This window comes from Vibrio sp. Vb1166 (assembly GCF_033338695.1).
In the GTDB taxonomy this organism is placed as follows: Bacteria; Pseudomonadota; Gammaproteobacteria; order Enterobacterales; family Vibrionaceae; genus Vibrio; species Vibrio alginolyticus.
Genome location: NZ_JAWOTE010000002.1, coordinates 428,084 through 448,012 on the forward strand (window position 1 = coordinate 428,084; position 19,929 = coordinate 448,012).

The 19,929-nt window shown below is 44.1% G+C and carries 15 protein-coding genes; 10 read left to right on the forward strand and 5 right to left on the reverse strand.

Going from position 1 to position 19,929, the window contains the following annotated elements:
- Positions 1-213 precede the first annotated feature (213 nt).
- From R7E51_RS04350 to R7E51_RS04390, 9 genes are all read left to right on the forward strand, one after another.
- A complete protein-coding gene (locus R7E51_RS04350; protein WP_005378441.1) occupies positions 214-1,761 on the forward strand; it encodes a DUF3360 family protein in 1,548 nt (515 codons plus the stop codon).
- Positions 1,762-2,065: 304 nt separating this feature from the next.
- On the forward strand, positions 2,066-4,342 hold the full coding sequence (gene pflB / locus R7E51_RS04355) for a formate C-acetyltransferase (protein ID WP_206957402.1): 2,277 nt from the start codon (positions 2,066-2,068) through the stop codon (positions 4,340-4,342).
- A 153-nt stretch (positions 4,343-4,495) separates the two neighbouring features.
- Positions 4,496-5,473, forward strand: coding sequence for a lipid A deacylase LpxR family protein (locus R7E51_RS04360; protein WP_053303245.1), 978 nt, complete (start codon positions 4,496-4,498; stop codon positions 5,471-5,473).
- Between the two features lie 211 nt (positions 5,474-5,684).
- Entirely contained in the window at positions 5,685-6,425 is a 741-nt protein-coding gene (gene pflA / locus R7E51_RS04365) for a pyruvate formate lyase 1-activating protein (RefSeq protein ID WP_005378444.1), read from the forward strand.
- 154 nt (positions 6,426-6,579) lie between these two features.
- Positions 6,580-7,245, forward strand: coding sequence for an energy-coupling factor ABC transporter permease (locus R7E51_RS04370; protein WP_206957404.1), 666 nt, complete (start codon positions 6,580-6,582; stop codon positions 7,243-7,245).
- A 136-nt stretch (positions 7,246-7,381) separates the two neighbouring features.
- Complete coding sequence (locus R7E51_RS04375) at positions 7,382-7,882, forward strand: YfbU family protein (protein ID WP_005378446.1); 501 nt, start codon at positions 7,382-7,384, stop codon at positions 7,880-7,882.
- A 493-nt stretch (positions 7,883-8,375) separates the two neighbouring features.
- Entirely contained in the window at positions 8,376-10,310 is a 1,935-nt protein-coding gene (locus R7E51_RS04380) for a PrkA family serine protein kinase (RefSeq protein ID WP_005378447.1), read from the forward strand.
- Between the two features lie 47 nt (positions 10,311-10,357).
- Positions 10,358-11,629 carry a YeaH/YhbH family protein gene (locus tag R7E51_RS04385; protein WP_005378448.1) on the forward strand — a complete coding sequence of 424 codons (1,272 nt, stop codon included), beginning with the start codon at positions 10,358-10,360 and terminating at the stop codon, positions 11,627-11,629.
- 11 nt (positions 11,630-11,640) lie between these two features.
- Positions 11,641-13,200 carry a SpoVR family protein gene (locus R7E51_RS04390; protein WP_005378449.1) on the forward strand — a complete coding sequence of 520 codons (1,560 nt, stop codon included), beginning with the start codon at positions 11,641-11,643 and terminating at the stop codon, positions 13,198-13,200.
- A 79-nt stretch (positions 13,201-13,279) separates the two neighbouring features.
- Here R7E51_RS04390 and kdsB read toward each other — a convergent pair whose 3' ends face one another.
- The 5 genes from kdsB to R7E51_RS04415 are packed head-to-tail and all read right to left on the reverse strand — an operon-like array spanning position 13,280 to position 19,243.
- On the reverse strand, positions 13,280-14,035 hold the full coding sequence (gene kdsB, locus R7E51_RS04395; protein WP_005378450.1) for a 3-deoxy-manno-octulosonate cytidylyltransferase: 756 nt from the start codon (positions 14,033-14,035) through the stop codon (positions 13,280-13,282).
- The gene (locus R7E51_RS04400) at positions 14,035-14,214 is read right to left on the reverse strand and encodes a Trm112 family protein (protein ID WP_005378451.1); all 180 of its coding nucleotides are present in this window, start codon (positions 14,212-14,214) and stop codon (positions 14,035-14,037) included. The genes kdsB and R7E51_RS04400 overlap by 1 nt, the downstream gene beginning before the upstream one ends.
- Positions 14,195-15,202 carry a tetraacyldisaccharide 4'-kinase gene (gene lpxK / locus R7E51_RS04405; protein ID WP_182038228.1) on the reverse strand — a complete coding sequence of 336 codons (1,008 nt, stop codon included), beginning with the start codon at positions 15,200-15,202 and terminating at the stop codon, positions 14,195-14,197. Before lpxK ends, R7E51_RS04400 begins: the two co-directional genes overlap by 20 nt.
- A 5-nt stretch (positions 15,203-15,207) precedes the next feature.
- The gene (gene msbA, locus R7E51_RS04410; RefSeq protein ID WP_042522131.1) at positions 15,208-16,956 is read right to left on the reverse strand and encodes a lipid A ABC transporter ATP-binding protein/permease MsbA; all 1,749 of its coding nucleotides are present in this window, start codon (positions 16,954-16,956) and stop codon (positions 15,208-15,210) included.
- A 31-nt stretch (positions 16,957-16,987) separates the two neighbouring features.
- A complete protein-coding gene (locus R7E51_RS04415; RefSeq protein WP_064376275.1) occupies positions 16,988-19,243 on the reverse strand; it encodes a DNA internalization-related competence protein ComEC/Rec2 in 2,256 nt (751 codons plus the stop codon).
- Between the two features lie 8 nt (positions 19,244-19,251).
- Between R7E51_RS04415 and R7E51_RS04420 the strand changes: the two genes are divergently transcribed.
- Positions 19,252-19,761 carry a DUF2062 domain-containing protein gene (locus R7E51_RS04420; RefSeq protein ID WP_005387834.1) on the forward strand — a complete coding sequence of 170 codons (510 nt, stop codon included), beginning with the start codon at positions 19,252-19,254 and terminating at the stop codon, positions 19,759-19,761.
- Positions 19,762-19,929 lie beyond the last annotated feature (168 nt).

Consider the following 19,929-nt stretch of genomic DNA (forward strand, 5'->3'; position numbering starts at 1 on the left):
GATCTAAATCAATCACCCTAAATGGCTATCTTGCTAGACTCCTGCCAAAAGATGAGGCTTTTTTTTGCGCCTCAACACAATAAGTTATTAGCTATGCTTAGGCACAGTGTCGACGTGTAACAAATCTAACAATAGCTAGCATAAGCGTGCCGCAGGATGCGGATTAACACAATTGAATGAAGAATTCATAACTTTTAAATATATGAGGAATCTATGTCAGACGCAGTTAACAAAACGCACTCTGATTCAGATATCGAGACCAAGAGCTACCGTGAGCTTCATCGTCCAGCATCTGAGTTCGCAAGCCGTTCAGACTACCTAGACCACGAACTACAAATTATGAAGCCACGTCGTTTTGGCTTGAACTTGCCAGGTCGTGACTTCCGCTTTGAGCTTGAAGACCTTGTTCCAGCGCTTGCTGGTACTATCGGTATTATCGCAATGTACTCTGCGGTAATGATGTCTTGGGCTGAAGGTCTTACTGCAGCATGGGACCACGTAAACTTAGGCAAGGACTTTGCTATCGAAGTTGCGCGTGTAGAAATGCTCATCCCTGCACTTCTTTTCTGTGTACTTGCCTCTGGTTTTATTAACCCTAAAGCCAACCTAGCAGGAAACCACGGCCCAATGATCCCTCTTATTGGTACCATCGCTCTTGCTGGTGCTCATCCTCTTGCATTAGCAATTCTCATTGGTGTGTTTGGTTTGATTTTGAGCCTCTTAAAAGGTGGGTCAAAACTGGTTAACCTCACCTCTGAAGGTACGGCTGGTGGCCTTCTTATTTTCCTAGGTTTAACCGGAACCATGAGCCAAATTAACTCTATTCAAGCTTGGGCTGTTGGTTTGCAATCCGATACGGTTGCCGCTGGTAGCATGGGTTACATCGGTCTAATTGTTCTTGCGGTTACCATTGGCTTATACGCGTTCCTTGCTAAAGTGAACAAACGCTGGCTAGCGATCCCTGTTTGTGCCTTCACTGGGCTTGCAATCGCACTTGCTCTTGGCGCAGGCTTCGATATTAAATTCGTAACCGAGACAGGCCTTCCAAACCTAAATCCAATCTACTGGTGGGGTTCAACAGAAGAAGGTTGGATGCTTGGTCTTCCTAATATGGAACACTTCATCGCTTCACTACCATTCGCCATTCTTGCGGTAGCAATGTGGTCACCTGACTTCTTGGGTCACCGTATCTTCCAAGAGATGAACTACCCACGTAAGAGTGAGAAAGTGCTGATGGACGTTGATGACACAATGACAATGTGTTCCGTTCGCCAAATGGTCGGTACTGCAGTGGGTGGCGGTAACATCACATCATCTTGGGGGACTTACATGATCCCTGCTGCAATCGCGAAACGCCCTATTCCTGCTGGCGCCATCTTACTAGGCTCTCTATGTATTATTGTTGCAATCCTTGGTTTTCCTATGGACGTTGCAGTATGGCCTCCAGTTATGCGCGTTGCTCTTCTCGTTGGTGTATCTCTACCACTGCTTGAAGCTGGCATGCAGATGGTGAAGGACTCGAAAGACTCACAAGCAGCAGGTATCTGTATCTTTGGTTCTGCCGTTGTTAACCCAGTTCTAGCTTGGGCACTAACTATGCTTTTAGATAACAACGGTTTAATTGGAGATAAAGAGCGCGCGTCTCGCCTATCATTTGTAGACAAGATTGTGATCCCAGTAAGCGTACTTGTTATCTGTTTAGTTGCTATGCTTGCAGTTGGTATGCTTGAAGGCCAGTATGGCATCCAAGCTTGGCTATAAGCTAGCAGTCCAGAAATTTGTGGGTAGCGCTCGTCGCTACCCCATTTTTATCGAGATTTTTTGAGGATTTATTGATTTAGTTTAAGGTTTGCAAAAAAATTTTAGTTTAACCTCTAACTGTTGCTTAAAAAGAGAAACGTTAAAACTAGTGACAATATTTATAGTTTTGTAAATCGAATACGTAAATTTAAGACTATAAATATTGTTATTCATAAGAGTGTACTGTTCCCCTCTTTTATCTGGGGATAGCTGGCTCAACGGCGAAGCAGTACGTATTTTTTTCTACTAAAAAGGTAGGTATGTCATGGCAGAGCAATTTGCTAAAGCTTGGGAAGGTTTTGCTGCAGGCGACTGGCAAAACGAAGTAAACGTTCGTGATTTCATTCAGAAGAACTACACTCCGTACGAAGGCGACGAATCTTTCCTAGTTTCTGAAGGTACTGAAGCGACTAACAAGCTTTGGGCTAAGGTAATGGAAGGCATCAAACAAGAGAACGCGACTCACGCTCCTGTTGATTTTGATACTTCAGTTATCTCTACCATCACTGCTCACGATGCAGGCTACATCGAAAAAGACCTAGAAACTATCGTAGGTCTTCAAACTGACGCTCCTCTAAAACGTGCGATCATCCCTAACGGTGGTATCCGCATGGTTGAAGGTTCATGCAAAGCCTACGACCGCGAGCTAGACCCACAAGTTAAAAAAATCTATACAGAATACCGTAAAACTCACAACCAAGGCGTTTTCGATATCTACACTCCTCAAATCATGGCGTGTCGTAAATCTGGCGTACTGACTGGTCTTCCAGATGCATACGGTCGTGGTCGTATCATCGGTGACTACCGTCGTGTTGCTCTATACGGTATTGACTTCCTAATGAAGGATAAATTCGCGCAGTTCTCTTCTCTACAAGAGCGTTTTGAGAACGGCGAAGACCTACAAATGACAATGCAGCTTCGTGAAGAGATCGCAGAGCAACACCGTGCTCTAGGTCAAATCAAAGAAATGGCTGCAAAATACGGTTGTGATATTTCTCGTCCTGCTGAAACTGCGCAAGAAGCTATTCAGTGGACTTACTTCGGTTACCTAGCTGCTGTTAAATCTCAAAACGGTGCGGCTATGTCTCTAGGTCGTACTTCTACGTTCCTAGACATCTTCATCGAACGTGATATCGCGGCTGGTAAGCTAACTGAAGAACAAGCTCAGGAAATGATCGACCACTTCGTAATGAAACTACGTATGGTTCGTTTCCTACGTACTCCTGAGTACGATGATCTATTCTCTGGCGACCCTATCTGGGCAACTGAGTCTATGGGTGGTATGGGTCTTGACGGTCGTACGCTAGTTACTCGTACAAACTTCCGTTTCCTAAACTCACTATACACTATGGGTCCTTCTCCAGAGCCAAACATCACTGTTCTTTGGTCTGAGCAACTACCTGAAGGCTTCAAGAAGTTCTGTGCGAAAGTATCTATCGATACTTCTTCTATTCAGTACGAAAATGACGACCTAATGCGTCCAGACATGAACTCTGACGACTACGCGATCGCATGTTGTGTATCTCCAATGGTTGTTGGTAAGCAAATGCAGTTCTTCGGTGCTCGTGCGAACCTTGCGAAAACAATGCTTTACACCATCAACGGTGGTGTGGATGAGAAGCTAAAAATCCAAGTTGGCCCGCAAATGCCTAAGATCGAAGGCGATGTTCTTAACTACGATGAACTGTGGGAGAAAATGGACCACTTCATGGATTGGCTAGCGAAACAATATGTGACTGCACTAAACGCTATCCACTTCATGCACGATAAGTACAGCTACGAAGCGGCACTAATGGCTCTACACGACCGTGACGTTAAACGTACTATGGCTTGTGGTATTGCTGGTCTATCTGTTGCGGCTGACTCACTATCTGCAATTAAATACGCAAAAGTTAAGCCAATTCGTGACGAAGACGGTCTAGCAACCGACTTCGAAATCGAAGGCGATTACCCTAAATTCGGTAACAACGACCCACGCGTTGATGACATTGCATGTGAACTTGTTTCTGTATTTATGGGCAAAATCCGTAAGCTTAAGACTTACCGTGATGCAATCCCTACTCAGTCAATTCTTACTATCACTTCAAACGTGGTTTACGGTAAGAAAACTGGTAACACGCCTGACGGTCGTCGTGCTGGTGCTCCATTTGCTCCAGGTGCAAACCCAATGCACGGTCGTGACGAGAAAGGTGCTGTAGCATCACTAACTTCAGTTGCTAAACTGCCGTTTGCTGACGCACAAGATGGTATCTCTTACACATTCTCTATCGTACCTAACGCACTAGGTAAAGATGAGGGTTCACAACGCGCTAACCTTGCTGGTCTGATGGATGGTTACTTCCACCACGAAGCGGGTATCGAAGGTGGCCAACACCTAAACGTGAACGTTCTTAACCGTGAAACTCTAGAAGACGCAGTTAAGCACCCAGAGAAATACCCTCAGCTAACAATCCGTGTATCTGGTTACGCTGTTCGCTTCAACTCTCTAACTGCAGAGCAACAAGCTGACGTAATCGCACGTACATTCACTGAGTCTCTATAAGACTATAGCGAAATAACGTTCTAGTAATACAACAAAGGCTGATGCTAAGTAGCATCAGCCTTTTTTTATTTCTTGAATGAAAGTTGTGATATCGCGAAAGACTTTTGCCCGCATTCTTACGTATGATGCGAAAAAAGTTAGCAAATAAAGTCTATGAGATTTAGTAAATTAATTATTCTTACCCTTCTTTCTCCAGTTGCAATAGCATCCACTAAGTCTACGGTTTCTTTTACCATCGACAACGATGGTATTTTTGGCGTCGATCAAGACTATACGAATGGTGTTTTCCTTTCGTACGCGACAGACCAACTGATACAAGAAAGCCAATGGAAATGGCTGAGTCTAGCTAACTCAGAGCACGCCAATATCGATAAAATAGAGTTGGTTCTTGGCCACAAAATGTGGACTCCAAGCGACATTGAAGCCGATTATCCACTAATCAATGATCGCCCATATGCCGGTTACCTACACACCGAAATCAACTACCTTTCCCTAACGAGTGACAAAGCTGTACGGTACAATTTCACCATAGGAGCTACGGGTGAAAGTTCGCTATCAGAAAAGGCGCAAGAAATCGTTCACGGCATAACAGGATCGACGGACCCTCAAGGTTGGGATTACCAGATTGAAGATAAAGTTGCGTTCAGCCTTGGTTACCGCGTATTTAACAAATTGATGCGCAGCGAAGAACAAAAAACACAATGGGAGATCACCAACATTAACGACATCAATGCGGGTAACTTCCGTAGTGATGTCTCTCAAGGCGTCATGTTTCGTTGGGGTACAAACCTAGCGAATAGCATCGGAGCCGCCAATATCAGTGTCGAAAGCCCTTTTTCAGCAAGTATGATCGCTCAGAACACGTCGAGTTGGTTCTTGTTCACCGGGTTTGAAGGTCGTTACCGCTTTAATGACATGACTATCGAAGGAGATCGTCCTGGCATTCCTGAACCGTCAGCGCCATACGACGTCACACTGCAAAATTGGCAAGCAAGTGCCGTCGCGGGGGTATCTTGGTACAACCAAAATTACGGTGCAAGCATCACCTTTACAATTAAAACACCGGATTATGAAGAAGCCCAAACCGATGTTTATGGGACAGGCTCGTTCTCCGTGTTCGCCTTTTTCTAAAAACTGGATTATCCCAGCATCGAAGTCAATCTAGATACACGGCAAGTTCTCGGGGTAGGTATTAACCACCTCGTGTTCAAGCGTTTATGTAGATTGGCTCCATCTATTTTCTTTCTTCAAATAACCTTGCCTTTAGTACCGACAAAGCTGTTTTAACCCTGCTTTTTGTAATAAAATAACAGCTAGAATTTACTAGTAATGAGAGCAAAAGATGTCAACAGCTGGTCGTATTCACTCATTTGAGTCATGTGGTACCGTAGACGGACCTGGTATTCGATTTATCGTCTTCTTGCAAGGTTGTTTAATGCGCTGTAAGTATTGCCATAACCGCGATACTTGGGACACGCATGATGGCAAAGAAGTCACGGTTGAAGAAATCATTTCCGAAGCGAAAAGTTACCGCCACTTCATGAATGCATCAGGTGGTGGCGTTACTTGTTCTGGCGGCGAAGCGATGCTTCAACCGGAATTCGTACGTGATTTTTTCCGCGCAGCTAAAGCCGAAGGCATTCATACATGTCTAGATACTAACGGTTATGTTCGTAAGCACACTGATGTTATCGATGAAGTACTGGATGCAACAGACTTAGTCATGCTTGACATCAAACACATGAAAGACGAAGTGCACCAAGATCTCATCGGTGTATCCAACCGACGCACATTGGACTTTGCTCGTTACTTGCAAAAAATCGGAAAGAAAACATGGATTCGCTATGTCGTCGTGCCTGGTTACACAGATGACCCAGAAGCAGCACACATGCTTGGTGAATTTATTAAAGACATGGATAACATCGAAAAGGTCGAGTTACTTCCTTACCACAAATTAGGGGCTCATAAGTGGGAAGCGTTAGGCTTAGAATACCCACTCGAAGGCGTAAACCCGCCACCGAAAGAAACCATGGATGAAATTCAATCCATTCTTGCTCAATACAACGATAACGTAAAATACTAAGTGAACCGCAAGACTAACCTCTTTAAAATACCAGCTTATTGCTGGTATTTTTTTGATTATATCTAAGCCTTATCAGTGAGTTTCTCTGCGGTCATTTAGGTATAAAAAGAACGATAGAAATGATTGCGTCATGTTCGCATAGGAAGGAAGTAACATGGATTTGTTTAACTTAGGCTCTCTTGTTGTCTCAATTTGGATAGTAGTAGTCTACTGCCTACCAGATTGGAAAAAAGTCGTTTGGCCCAAACTGGAAAAAGAAAAAGGATTTCAGCACCTCGTTTTTGCAACGCTCTTCTTTTTCAGTATTTTATGGACAGCTCAAGCAGGTGTAAAAGAAGGATTACAGATTCATTTTCTTGCACTAACAACGCTGACGATGATGTATGGTTGGCGCATGGCATTTCTACTCAGCATTCCCGCTATGTTGGTCAACCACCTACTACATGATGTGTCCTTGCTACTCTTACCCACGTCGGTAGTTCTATCTGCCCTAATTCCGATTTTCATTAGTTACTTAGTGTTTCTTCTGAGTTACCACTACTTGCCACGAAACATTTTTGTTTTCGTCTTCGTTGCTGGATTTTTCAATGGCGCGATAACAGGAAGTCTGCACCTCATCATTAACTCTTTTTATCACCTATCAGTTGGTCACTACGATTGGGAAACCATTCAACATAACTACTTTGTTTTTGTGCCGTTGCTCGCCTTTCCAGAAGGTCTATTAAATGGTATGGCACTGGCGGTTTTAACCGTATTCAAGCCAGAGTGGCTGAGAGTATTTTCAGACCGAGACTACATATACAATCATTACCATAAATAAGTGTTTTCAAACTGGTCAAAAGTGACAGTTCTTGCCATTTTTTAGTATTAAATATGTGTTGAGATCATGTTTCACTCATGTCTTAAGCGTTAACCTAAGCACATTAAAAATGTATTAGATATCTAGTGAGGTCACCATGGAAATGTCAAACGCTCAACGTTTGATTCTATCAAACCAATACAACCTTATGTCTCAACTTGATCCAAGTAATGCGGCCAAATACAAACGCTTACAAACGATCGTTGAACGTGGTTATGAACTACAAATGCGAGAGTTGAACAAAGATTTCGGCTGCCTCTCAGAAGCAGAGTGTCGTGAGATCATCGACGTTATGGAGATGTATCATGCGATGCAAGAATCTTACAACATGCTAGACGATGAAGATCGCAGCAACGTAGATCAGCGCCGCTTGAAGTTCTTGGGATTTGATATTGCTTCAGAAGCGCAACAAGTACATTACGTACGTTTTCTCATCGATTCTGAAGGTTTGTACCCTCAGTTTGACAAGGCAGATCATCACTTTAACAGCCAAATGCCGATGCTAGATAAATACCGCCGTATGCTGCAAACTTGGCGTAACTGCCCTCGTCAGTATCATTTATGTGAAAACGAACTAGCGCAAATCTTCAGCGCATAAAATGGTCGTCTAAGAATGAGGAGAGCGCCCGCTCTCCTTGTTATTTACCCTGTCACAAACTTATCTAAGACTTTGCTCTCTTCCTACCTCTTTCACTTACCTTGCTCAATGTAGAACAACGAATCACTGAGACTCTTCTGTCTTTGCCAAATATTTGATTTCTATTGCACCTATTCACGACATAAATTCGTCCTTAATAAAAGAGTGATTCAAATGTCACTTTTACAATAAATTCATAATTGTTAAGCAAAATTGCAAATCCCCGACTAGGCTTAAGTAGAGAAAGGCTGTGATTGAAAAATTCATATCCACCGCTCACCGTTGTAACGAAAAAACCGTCCATAAAGCAAAGTCTTTGGTGTCGCCAATCTTACATTCTGTACGAACCAAATATGATAACAGGACGTATATTCAAACAACAACGAGCATAACTGTTGGTGGAAAGCCTGAATCAACGTTCGTCGGTAGACTGACTATTAAAGGGGAAAGCGACATGAGTATTTTCGACCACTATCAATCAAGATATGAAGCTGCAAAAGATGAAGAGATGTCGTTACAGGAGTTTTTAGCCCTGTGTAAAGATGACAAAAGCGCTTATGCTAATGCAGCAGAACGCCTACTGATGGCGATTGGTGAACCAGAGATAATCGATACGGCAAAGGATCCGAGACTAAGCCGAATCTTCTCGAATCGTGTTATCTCTCGTTATGAAACCTTTAAAGACTTTTATGGCATGGAAGATGCCATAGAACAAATTGTGTCTTACCTAAAACATGCGGCGCAAGGCCTAGAAGAGCGTAAGCAGATTCTTTATCTACTCGGCCCTGTAGGTGGCGGTAAGTCTTCGCTTGCAGAAAAGCTTAAGGCTCTGATGGAACAGATGCCTATTTATGTTCTTACTGCTAACGGCGAACGCAGCCCAGTGAATGACCATCCATTCTGCCTATTCAAAGCCACAGAAGATGGCGATATTTTGAAAAAAGAATATGGCATCGAGCACCGTTATCTTCGCTCGATCATGTCTCCTTGGGCCGCTAAACGTCTTCACGAGTTTGGTGGTGATATCACCAAATTTAAAGTAGTGAAAGTACGCCCTTCTATCCTTGACCAAATCGGTATTGCCAAAACTGAACCAGGCGATGAAAACAACCAAGATATCTCATCATTGGTTGGTAAAGTCGATATTCGTAAGCTTGAACACTATTCGCAAGACGATCCAGACGCTTACAGCTACTCCGGTGCTCTGTGTAAAGCAAACCAAGGTTTAATGGAATTCGTTGAGATGTTCAAAGCACCAATCAAAGTGCTTCACCCGCTGTTAACAGCAACGCAAGAAGGCAACTTCAACGGTACAGAAGGCCTTTCCGCGATTCCATTCGACGGTATGATTCTGGCTCACTCAAACGAATCTGAGTGGCAGACCTTCCGTAACAACAAGAACAATGAAGCGTTCTTGGACCGTGTTTATATTGTGAAGGTACCTTACTGTCTACGTGTTTCAGAAGAAGTCAAAATCTACCAAAAACTTCTTGAAAACAGTGAGTTGTCTCAAGCCCCTTGTTCACCAAGCACGCTCGAGACTCTGGCACAATTCAGTATTCTTTCTCGGCTTAAAGAGCCCGAGAACTCGTCCATCTTCTCTAAGATGCGCGTATACGACGGTGAAACGCTGAAAGATACGGATCCAAAGGCAAAAAGCTATCAAGAGTATCGTGATTATGCTGGTGTCGATGAAGGTATGAACGGTCTCTCAACACGTTTTGCCTTTAAGATTTTGTCACGCGTATTTAACTTCGACCAAACCGAAGTGGCAGCCAACCCTGTACATCTATTCTATGTGATTGAACAACAGGTTGAGCGCGAACAGTTCCCTGCTGAAACAGCAGAGAAATATCTCGAGTTCTTGAAAGGCTACCTAGTGCCTCGATACGTTGAATTTATCGGTAAAGAGATTCAGACCGCTTATCTTGAGTCTTACTCTGAATACGGCCAAAACATCTTCGACCGATATGTCACCTATGCAGACTTCTGGATTCAAGACCAAGAGTACCGAGATCCAGAAACTGGTCAGCTATTTGATCGCTCTTCACTGAATGCTGAGCTAGAAAAGATCGAAAAAACAGCTGGTATTTCTAACCCGAAAGATTTCCGAAACGAAATCGTTAACTTTGTGCTTCGTGCGAAAGCGAATAACAATGGTCAAAACCCGGTTTGGACCAGCTACGAAAAACTGCGCACAGTAATCGAGAAGAAAATGTTCTCCAATACCGAAGAGCTACTTCCGGTTATCTCATTTAATGCGAAAACCTCTTCTGAAGATCAGAAGAAGCACGACGACTTTGTCGCTCGCATGATGGAAAAAGGCTATACCGAGAAACAGGTTCGCCTACTTTCTGAGTGGTACCTACGAGTACGTAAGTCATCCTAACCCAGTATTGAGTTAGGTCGCTTGTGAAACATGAAGAGGGCTATTTCATGGCGCAATTTATAGACCGAAGGCTCAATGGCAAGAACAAGAGCGCTGTTAATCGACAGCGCTTCTTGAAGCGCCACAAAGAGCAAATAAAAGAGTCGGTAGCAGACGCAGTGAATCGACGCTCGATTACGAATACGGAAACGGGCGAAGACGTCTCTATCCCTCACAAAGACATCAATGAGCCTATATTTCATCAAGGCAAAGGTGGTGTTCGCGAACGAGTTCATCCCGGTAACGATCAATTTATTACTGGTGATAAAATTGAGCGTCCCAAAGGTGGCGGTCAGGGTAGCGGCTCAGGAGAAGGGAACGCCAGTCCAGATGGAGAAGGCCAAGACGAATTTGTATTCCAAATATCAAAAGATGAGTACCTCGATATTTTGTTCGAAGATCTCGAGCTGCCTAATCTAGAAAAAAACCAAATTGCCAAAATCACTGAATGGAAAACACACCGTGCAGGCTTTCAAACTGCCGGTATCCCTTCCAATATCGCCGTAGTACGTTCTCTGCAACAATCTCTTGCGCGCCGTACTGCAATGACTGCCGGTAAAAAACGACTTCTTAAAGAGTTAGAAGACGAACTTGCTCGCATCAAAAATATTGAACCTGCTCAGCAGTTTGAAGAGAACCGCTTGAAGGCTGAAATTGAAGAACTGCGCAAGAAAATCGAAAGCGTGCCGTTCATCGATACCTTCGACTTACGCTTCAAGAACTATGAGAAACGCCCGGTACCATCGAGCCAAGCGGTCATGTTCTGTCTAATGGACGTATCCGGTTCGATGGATCAGGCAACGAAAGACATCGCAAAACGCTTCTATGTTCTTTTGTACTTGTTCTTAACTCGTACCTACGAGAATGTCGAAGTCGTCTTTATCCGCCACCATACCCAAGCGAAGGAAGTGGACGAGCACGAATTTTTCTACTCACAAGAAACCGGGGGCACCATTGTATCTAGCGCACTCAAGTTAATGGATGAAATAGTAAAAGAGCGATACCCGATTGGTCAGTGGAACATATATGCAGCTCAAGCATCCGACGGTGACAACTGGGCAGATGATTCGCCAAGGTGCCGGGATCTATTAGTGAACAAATTACTTCCAAACTGTCAGTACTACTCTTACATAGAGATCACACGGCGCTCGCACCAAACTCTATGGCATGAGTACGAAAAACTCACTGAAGAGTTTCCTAATTTCGCAATGAAAAACATTCGCTCTGTGGAGGATATTTTCCCAGTCTTTCGTGAACTATTCCAAAAAGAAACGGCGTAAGGAGGCTAGCGATGAATACCGCAACGAGAAACCTCTCAGGAGAGGCGCCTAAGAAGCGTAACAGTAAAGTGTTGCCAGATGGACCAGATTGGACATTTGAGCTGTTAGAGCGATACCACAAAGAAATTAAGCGTGTCGCGGAGCATTATCGCCTAGACACTTACCCTAACCAAATAGAAGTGATTACTTCAGAACAGATGATGGATGCCTACTCAAGTATCGGCATGCCAATCAATTACAATCACTGGTCATTTGGTAAAAAATTCATCCAAACAGAGCAGAACTATAAACATGGTCAAATGGGGCTAGCCTACGAGATTGTGATTAACTCCGACCCTTGTATTGCTTATTTGATGGAAGAAAATACGGTAACAATGCAAGCACTCGTTATAGCGCACGCGTGTTACGGCCATAACTCTTTTTTCAAAGGTAATTACCTATTCCAAACGTGGACTGACGCCAGTTCTATTATCGACTATCTGCTGTTCGCCAAAAAGTACTTAGCCGAATGTGAAGAACGATATGGCGTAAAAGAAGTGGAAAAGCTGCTCGACTCTTGTCACGCGTTAATGAACTTTGGTGTAGACCGCTACAAGCGTCCAGAGAAAATCTCAATTACAGAGGAAAAAGCAAGACAAGAAGAACGCGAAGCATACCTACAATCTCAAGTTAATGAGCTTTGGCGCACGGTACCAACAGCCAAGACGAAAGAGGAAGACATTAAAGAGCGATTCCCAAGCGAGCCTCAGGAAAATTTGCTCTACTTCTTCGAAAAACATGCTCCGTTGTTAGAGCCATGGCAACGTGAAGTTGTTCGGATCGTCCGTAAGATCAGTCAGTATTTTTATCCGCAAAAACAAACGCAAGTCATGAATGAAGGCTGGGCAACGTTCTGGCACTACACCATACTCAACCATCTTTATGATGAGGGCTTGGTGTCTGAAAAGTTCATTCTAGAGTTCTTACATAGCCACACCAGTGTCGTGGCTCAGCCGCCTTATAACAGTCCTTACTTTAATGGCATTAACCCCTACGCGTTAGGCTTTGCCATGTTCCGAGATATTAAGCGTATCTGTGAAGAACCAACTGATGAGGACAAAGAGTGGTTTCCAGACCTAGCAGGAACCGACTGGTTAGATGCAGTGCATTTCGCGATGCATAATTTCAAAGATGAAAGCTTTATTAGCCAATACCTTTCTCCGAAATTAATGCGTGATTTCAAGTTGTTTGCGATCAACGATGATGATCATAAGAACTTTATTGAAGTCGCTGCGATACACGATGAGATGGGTTATAAACGCATTAGAGAAACCCTAGCCGCTCAGTACAACTTATCTAATCTTGAGCCAAACATTCAGGTGTTTAATGTCGATGTCCGTGGTGATCGATCGCTTACGTTGCAGTACGTTCCTCACAACCGCATCCCACTTGATGATAGTTACGAAGAAGTTCTAAAGCACGTGTATCGATTATGGGGCTTTGATGTCATTCTCCAAGAAGTGAAAGACACCGGTCACCGAGAGGTCTTAGCGACCTGCCCTAAACGGAACCAATACGACACTAACATTTAACTAATACCTCGATACAAGTAAAACAAAAAGGCTCCTAATTCAGGAGCCTTGTTTATTCTTAAATCTATCTGAGCATTTGTTACGCTTGCTTTGCAACAATCGCGCGCACGGCTTCTAGGTCTTCGGGCGTATCAACCCCTGCCGCTGGTGCTTCTTTCGCTACCGCCACATGAATTTTTTCACCGTACCAAAGCACTCGCAGTTGCTCAAGACACTCAATCTGCTCTAATGCACTTGGTGCCCAATTGACATACGTATTAATGAAACCAGCTCGATAAGCATAAATACCAATATGACGCATTAATGGGTTGGCAATGGTTTTGTCTTGTTTAGCAAAGTTATCACGATCCCAAGGGATGGTTGCTCGACTAAAGTACAACGCATAGCCTTGCTCATCTGCGACAACTTTAACAGCGTTCGGGTTGAACACTTCCTCTTCCGAGTCTATTTCTACAGCTAACGTCGCCATCGGGGCTTCACACCCAGATAAGTTATCAGCAACCTGACGAATGATGGACGGCGGAATCAAAGGCTCATCCCCTTGCACATTAACAATAATGTGGTCTGACGGAATAGCCATCTTTTCAACAACTTCGGCAAGACGCTCCGTACCTGATTCGTGGTGGGGAGAGGTCATACAAACTTTACCACCAAATGACGAAACCGCTTTCGCAACACGCTCGTCATCAGTTGCAACGATGACATCTTCCGCACCCGCTTGTAGCGCTTGTTCATAAACCCACTGAACCATAGGCTTACCACCAATATCCGCTAGCGGTTTACCAGGCAAACGGCTCGATGCGTAGCGCGAAGGGATGACAACCGTAAAAGACATTAGCGTCCCTCATCCATGCTCATAGTGCGAGCTTCAGGCTCTAGCAGAACTGGAATACCCTCTTTGATCGGGTAAGCAAGGCGATCCAATTTGCAGATCAACTCTTGATTATCTTTATCGTACGTCAGCTTACCTTTGCAAACAGGGCAAGCTACAATCTCAAGTAGACGGTGATCCATAAGCCGCTTTAACCTCTTTTATTCTATTTAAAATTTGCTCTGCATCGTTTGATTCAAACTGGGCAGATACAGGCAGATACCACCAATTATCTTGCGCATAATGGCTGCACTTGACGGCATCTTTCTCGGTCATAATCACATTGGTCCCTTGTTGAGCCAATGCTTCTAATTCTTGTTGATCAAAGTCTTGATGGTCAGCAAAACCTTTTGTGACTTTAACATCTGCGTTCATCGAGTTTAGTGTATGAAAAAAACGCGGAGGATGCCCAATGCCCGCAAATGCGACGAGATCTTTCAACTCCGAGACATCCACATGTTGCTTAGTCTTAAGATTAATAGCTTTAGAGGGTGCTAAAGCCATTGCGATTTCGCCCGTATGCGCTTGACCGCCATTGGTGATGATAAAGTCGACTTCTTTAAGTCGCTCAATACCTTCACGTAAAGGACCTAATGGAATCAGGCTTTCATTCCCAAACCGGCGATTCCCATCCACAATCACTAACTCAATATCACGGCCTAACGCATAATGTTGTAATCCATCATCCGTAATTATGATATCCACATCCAAATCTAGCAGTGCTTTCACTGCATTTGAACGCACAGGATCTACCGCAACAGGTGCTCCTGTACGGCGATGAATCAACTTAGGTTCATCGCCACAATGCTTCGCTGGCGTATCTTCTTTTAGCACTAACGGATAGGCAGGAGCCTTTGCCCCATAACCACGAGAAACAACCCCCGGCTTAAAGCCCATTTGCTGTAGTTGCTCAACAAGCCACACAACAACTGGTGTTTTACCATTGCCACCAGCAGTGATATTGCCAACCACAACAACAGGTATAGGCGCATTATAAGCTTGCTTGCGGCCAGTTTGGTATTGCTTTCGCTTTGACTTGCTTATCGCTCCAAATAATAAACTCAGTGACCACAAAAGCGGCCACAAGAGGTATTTTATTGGATGGTTTTCAAACCAGATTTTTTCAATCACCGCGCTTATTCACCAAACTGAATACGGTGCAATTGTGCATACGCACCATTTTTCTCAATAAGCTCAGCGTGGTTGCCACGTTCAATGATGGCACCATCATCAACCACAAGAATTTCATCGGCTTTCTCGATTGTGGATAAGCGGTGCGCTATTACAAGTACCGTTTTGTCTTTTTGCAGCTCATCAAGTGCAGCTTGAATAGCTCGCTCGGATTCGGTATCCAAAGCCGAAGTTGCCTCATCAAGAATCAGCACTGGAGCATCACGCAATAGAGCTCGCGCAATCGCAACACGTTGGCGTTGACCACCAGACAAGCTAGCACCATTTTCACCAATCATGGTATCAAGTCCATCATCCATTTTGCCGATGAACTCCATCGCATGCGCGAGTGTTGCCGCTTTCTCGATATCACTGCGCTCATATTGGCCATCCGTTGCGTACGCAATATTGTTTGCTATCGTGTCATTAAACAAATGAACATTTTGCGATACTAGTGCAAATTGCTGACGTAAATTCTTTAGCTCGTAATCACGAATATCATGCCCATCTAATGTGATAGAACCACTGTCAACATCATAGAAGCGGTTGAACAAGTTCGCGATGGTACTTTTACCTGAGCCAGAACGGCCAACTAGCGCCACCGTTTTTCCTCTTGGAATATCGAAGCTGACATTTTCCAATGCTGGTTTTTCTGCACCAGTGTAAGTAAAGCTTACGTTTTTAACTGAAACATCGCCATTTGCGCGTTCAACTGTCAACTTACCTTCGTTTTTCTCAGGCTCGAGGTCAATTAACGCGAAGAGCGTTTGGCTCGCGGCCATACCACGTTGGAACTGAGAAGTAACGTTAGTCAGCGCTTTAAGTGGGCGCATCAGACCAAACATTGCAGAGAACACAACAGTAAATGTACCTGGAGTCAGTTGCTCTTTAATCGAATCAATACTTGCTAAATAAAGAACGGCAACAATTGCAAGTGATGCAATCATTTGGATGATAGGGTTAGCCGCCGCTTGAGCCGTCACCAACTTCATGCTTTGTTGACGCATTTGGTTGCTGACTTTTTCAAATCGTTTACGTTCGATGTCTTGGCCGCCATAGCTCAACACAACTTTATGGCCTTTCAGCATCTGCTCTGCTGATGCAGTTACGTTACCCATCATGGTCTGCATATTTTTGGATATTTTTCTAAAACGTTTAGAAACAACACCAATACCCCATGCCACAACGGGAGCAACAGCAAACAGCACTAGCGACAATTGCCAGCTGTTGTAAAACATCAAGACTAACAGACCAATGATACTTGCGCCTTCACGCACAATGCTCACCAACGCTTGGCTAGTTGCCGCTGATACTTGCTCTGAGTCGTAGGTTATACGCGACAATAAGTTGCCCGTCTTTTCCTTATCAAAGTAAGACACTGGCATATGCATAAAGTGATTGAACACCATGCGACGGACTTGCATAACTACGTTGCCAGATACCCAGCTCAAACAGTAGGTGGAGACAAATCCACTTATGCCACGGATGAACATCATGGCAAAAATAATCAATGGAAGCGTGCGTAAAAAATCAGATTCAGCGTTCCCAAAACCTTCATCGAGTAGTGGTTTTAGTAGGGAAATCATATAGGTATCTGATATAGCATTAATAACTAATGCAATGACTGCAACGACAAGACCTGACTTATAAAGGCGAATAAATTGCCATAGACGCTTAAACGTCTGCCAAGTCGTTTCATCAGTATTTATCGACATAGAAGTGCTTTATTTTCTTACATTAAGACTCTCATTCTACTCCCTTACGCAGCATCTGCCTATACCAAGGCTCAAATGTATCGCTACGTTTGGTTTCTGAGCGCCAATTATCACGGTGAATAAAGAAGCTTACCTGACCACCCTCACCAGTATCAAGCCAAGTGACGCCAAGTTTTCGGTATGAAGCAACGACACTTTCCGCTGGCATTCCCCATCGATTGTTTTTTGCTAAAGAAGCAACCGCCACACTCGGGCTCACCGCCTCAATAAATCGAGGATTCGATGAACTTTTACTCCCGTGGTGAGGGACTAGCATCACATCGCTTTGTAACTTTCCGGGTTCTCTAAGCAAAATCCACTCGCTAATGGCCTCAATATCACCAGTAAAAAGCATACTAAAGTTAGAAATAGGGTCAGTAAGTCGTAATACACAGGAGTGCGGATTATACGCACGTTGAACAAGTGCAGGAGGCCAGAGCACTTCCATCTTTAATCCTTGCCATTTCCATTGGTCGCCTCTAGTGCAAGGCTCATATCCGATAAAGAATTGACTACTAAGTTTACGCTGTGGAGAAAAGGCATCTTCAATGAAAAAGCGGCCGCCTGCGTGATCATTATCGGAATGGCTTAGAATCAGTGTATCTATGCTTTCATAACCTCGTTGATGCAAAACCGGAGTGACGACCTGCTCTGCGATACTGCCGCTTTGCCATGCTTTACCAGTGTCATACAGCAACACCTTGTCGTCTTTTTCTACAACCACTGCAAGGCCATGACCTACATCTAATACATCGATACGCCAATGCGGTTCATACTCCGATGCAAGCTTGATACTAATAACGATGCCGAGTAACAAATACCACGCGTACTGAGACATGAACCGTTGAAATATTAAGCAAACCACTATAGCCATAACCAGCATTGTCATTTCCATGCTAATAGGTTGCCAAGAACCTATTGCGTACTGTATTGACGTGCTCAATGGCTGTAATGACCAGTCCACCAAATGCCACAGAGGCTTCGCTATCATTTCAAGAAACAAAGATGAGAACAGGGCTAGAAACATCAAGGGTACAACGATAAATCCGAACCAAGGAATAAATACCAAGTTGTAGGCTATTGAGGACAAACTAAAACCGGAGAAGAAATGGCCACTGACAGGTACGATTAAAGCGCTCAACATCAATTGAGTAAGCAATAACGCTTTTAACCTCGCTTTCCAACCTCCCCTTTGATGTCGAATCAAATTAATTGCGAGCAATACCGCACAAACGGATAGGTATGATAACCAAAAGCTCATACTGTAGGATGCAAAAGGTTGGACAAGCAGTTGTAGAGATACTGCAAGCAAAAGAACTCGCCAAGAAGTCCAGTGCACCAGAGTATACTTCAGGAGAACGTAAACAACGCATACCGACACTGCTCGCGTAGTAGGCAGAGAGAAATCCGCTAACCAAGCGTAGGCAACAGCAAAGATCAGCCCATATAAGCTAGGCAACAACTGGTATTGGGGTAATAGATAACGAACGGTACCGCCCACGACTAGCCCAAAAGTAAACGCCATACCAATATGTAAACCAGAAATGGAGACCAAATGCAGTAAACCACTGTCCCTGAGCGCTTGCCAATCTTCCTTAGACAACCAAGAACGGTCAGCAAAAACTAACGCACTTATTAACGAGAAATGATGAAGGGAAGACACATCATCAGCGACATCGGCAATAATGGATTGACGCAGAGATACATTAGAACGAACAATCCACTTAGCATCTTTGTTAACAACCGCTCGGGCGATAATATTTTTACCCATCGCGTGCTTTTCAGCATCAAAGCCAGCTTCGTTGCGTAGACCTGTAATCGGCTTTAACGAGATGGATGTCGTAAACTCACTGTTAACATCGAGTGGAAAAGGCGTAATAAGACGGATTTTAGGTTTAAGAAAAGGTAACAGAGTTTGAGAATTTACCGCTTCTATAGCGACAATACCTTCATAACCGTGACTTATTTGCGTAAAAGGGCTGTCAACTTTACCAATTATGGTAATATTCTCCCCTGCTTGAAAAAGGGCTTGTCTCTGAGACTCCAATACATTGCCGTGGACGATGACAACCATAAAGCCCGCAATTGCGCCTATGCTAATTAAGCCACGACGTAATTTGATTATTGAGCCAGTGGTTATTATTCCCAGCAGCAACCAACGCCAATCTGGTATTGTCGGCCACCAAGCTGACGAGATTACGCTCGCTACAAATAACGCCAAGGTCCAACTTTTTTCTGAGAGAGTCATGCTGTCCTATGCCTAGAAAGCTGATAAAACGCTTCATGCCAGATCATGAATTGATCAAACGCCAAAAAGCATTGAAGGTCTTCGGCAATGTGTTGTACAACCCAAACTTGTGGTGCTTAAACCGACGCTCGGCATCAGGGGCTTTTGCTGTCGGGTTATTTATGGCTTTTGTTCCGCTGCCGAGCCAAATGATCATGGCCGCTGGTTTGGCCATTATGTTGGGTGTCAATCTGCCCCTCTCCGTCGCTTTGGTATGGATCAGCAATCCTATCACTATGCCTGTGCTATTTTACTTTGCGTACAAGCTAGGTGCTCTAGTGATGCGTCTTCCCCCGCAACCTTTTCACTTTGAACTATCGTGGGAATTCATCATGCAGCAAATGAGCACCATTGGACCTCCATTTCTATTGGGCTGCGCAATTTGTGGGGTTGTATCCGCGATTATTGGCTACTTCGGAATTCGAGGGCTTTGGCGCTACTCCGTGGTACGGAGCTGGCAAAAACGCAAAATAAGATAAGACCTTACTGCGTAAAAATCAGCATTTGAGCTATCAGTTGAGGGGCATCTAACAGTTAGAATGAAACGCGATGTTACTCAAGTCGGATAAATGACCCGTCCTGATATGGGTTGACACTTTTTAACTAAAACGCTCGATGTACTTCATCGGGCGTTTTGTATTTTAAAG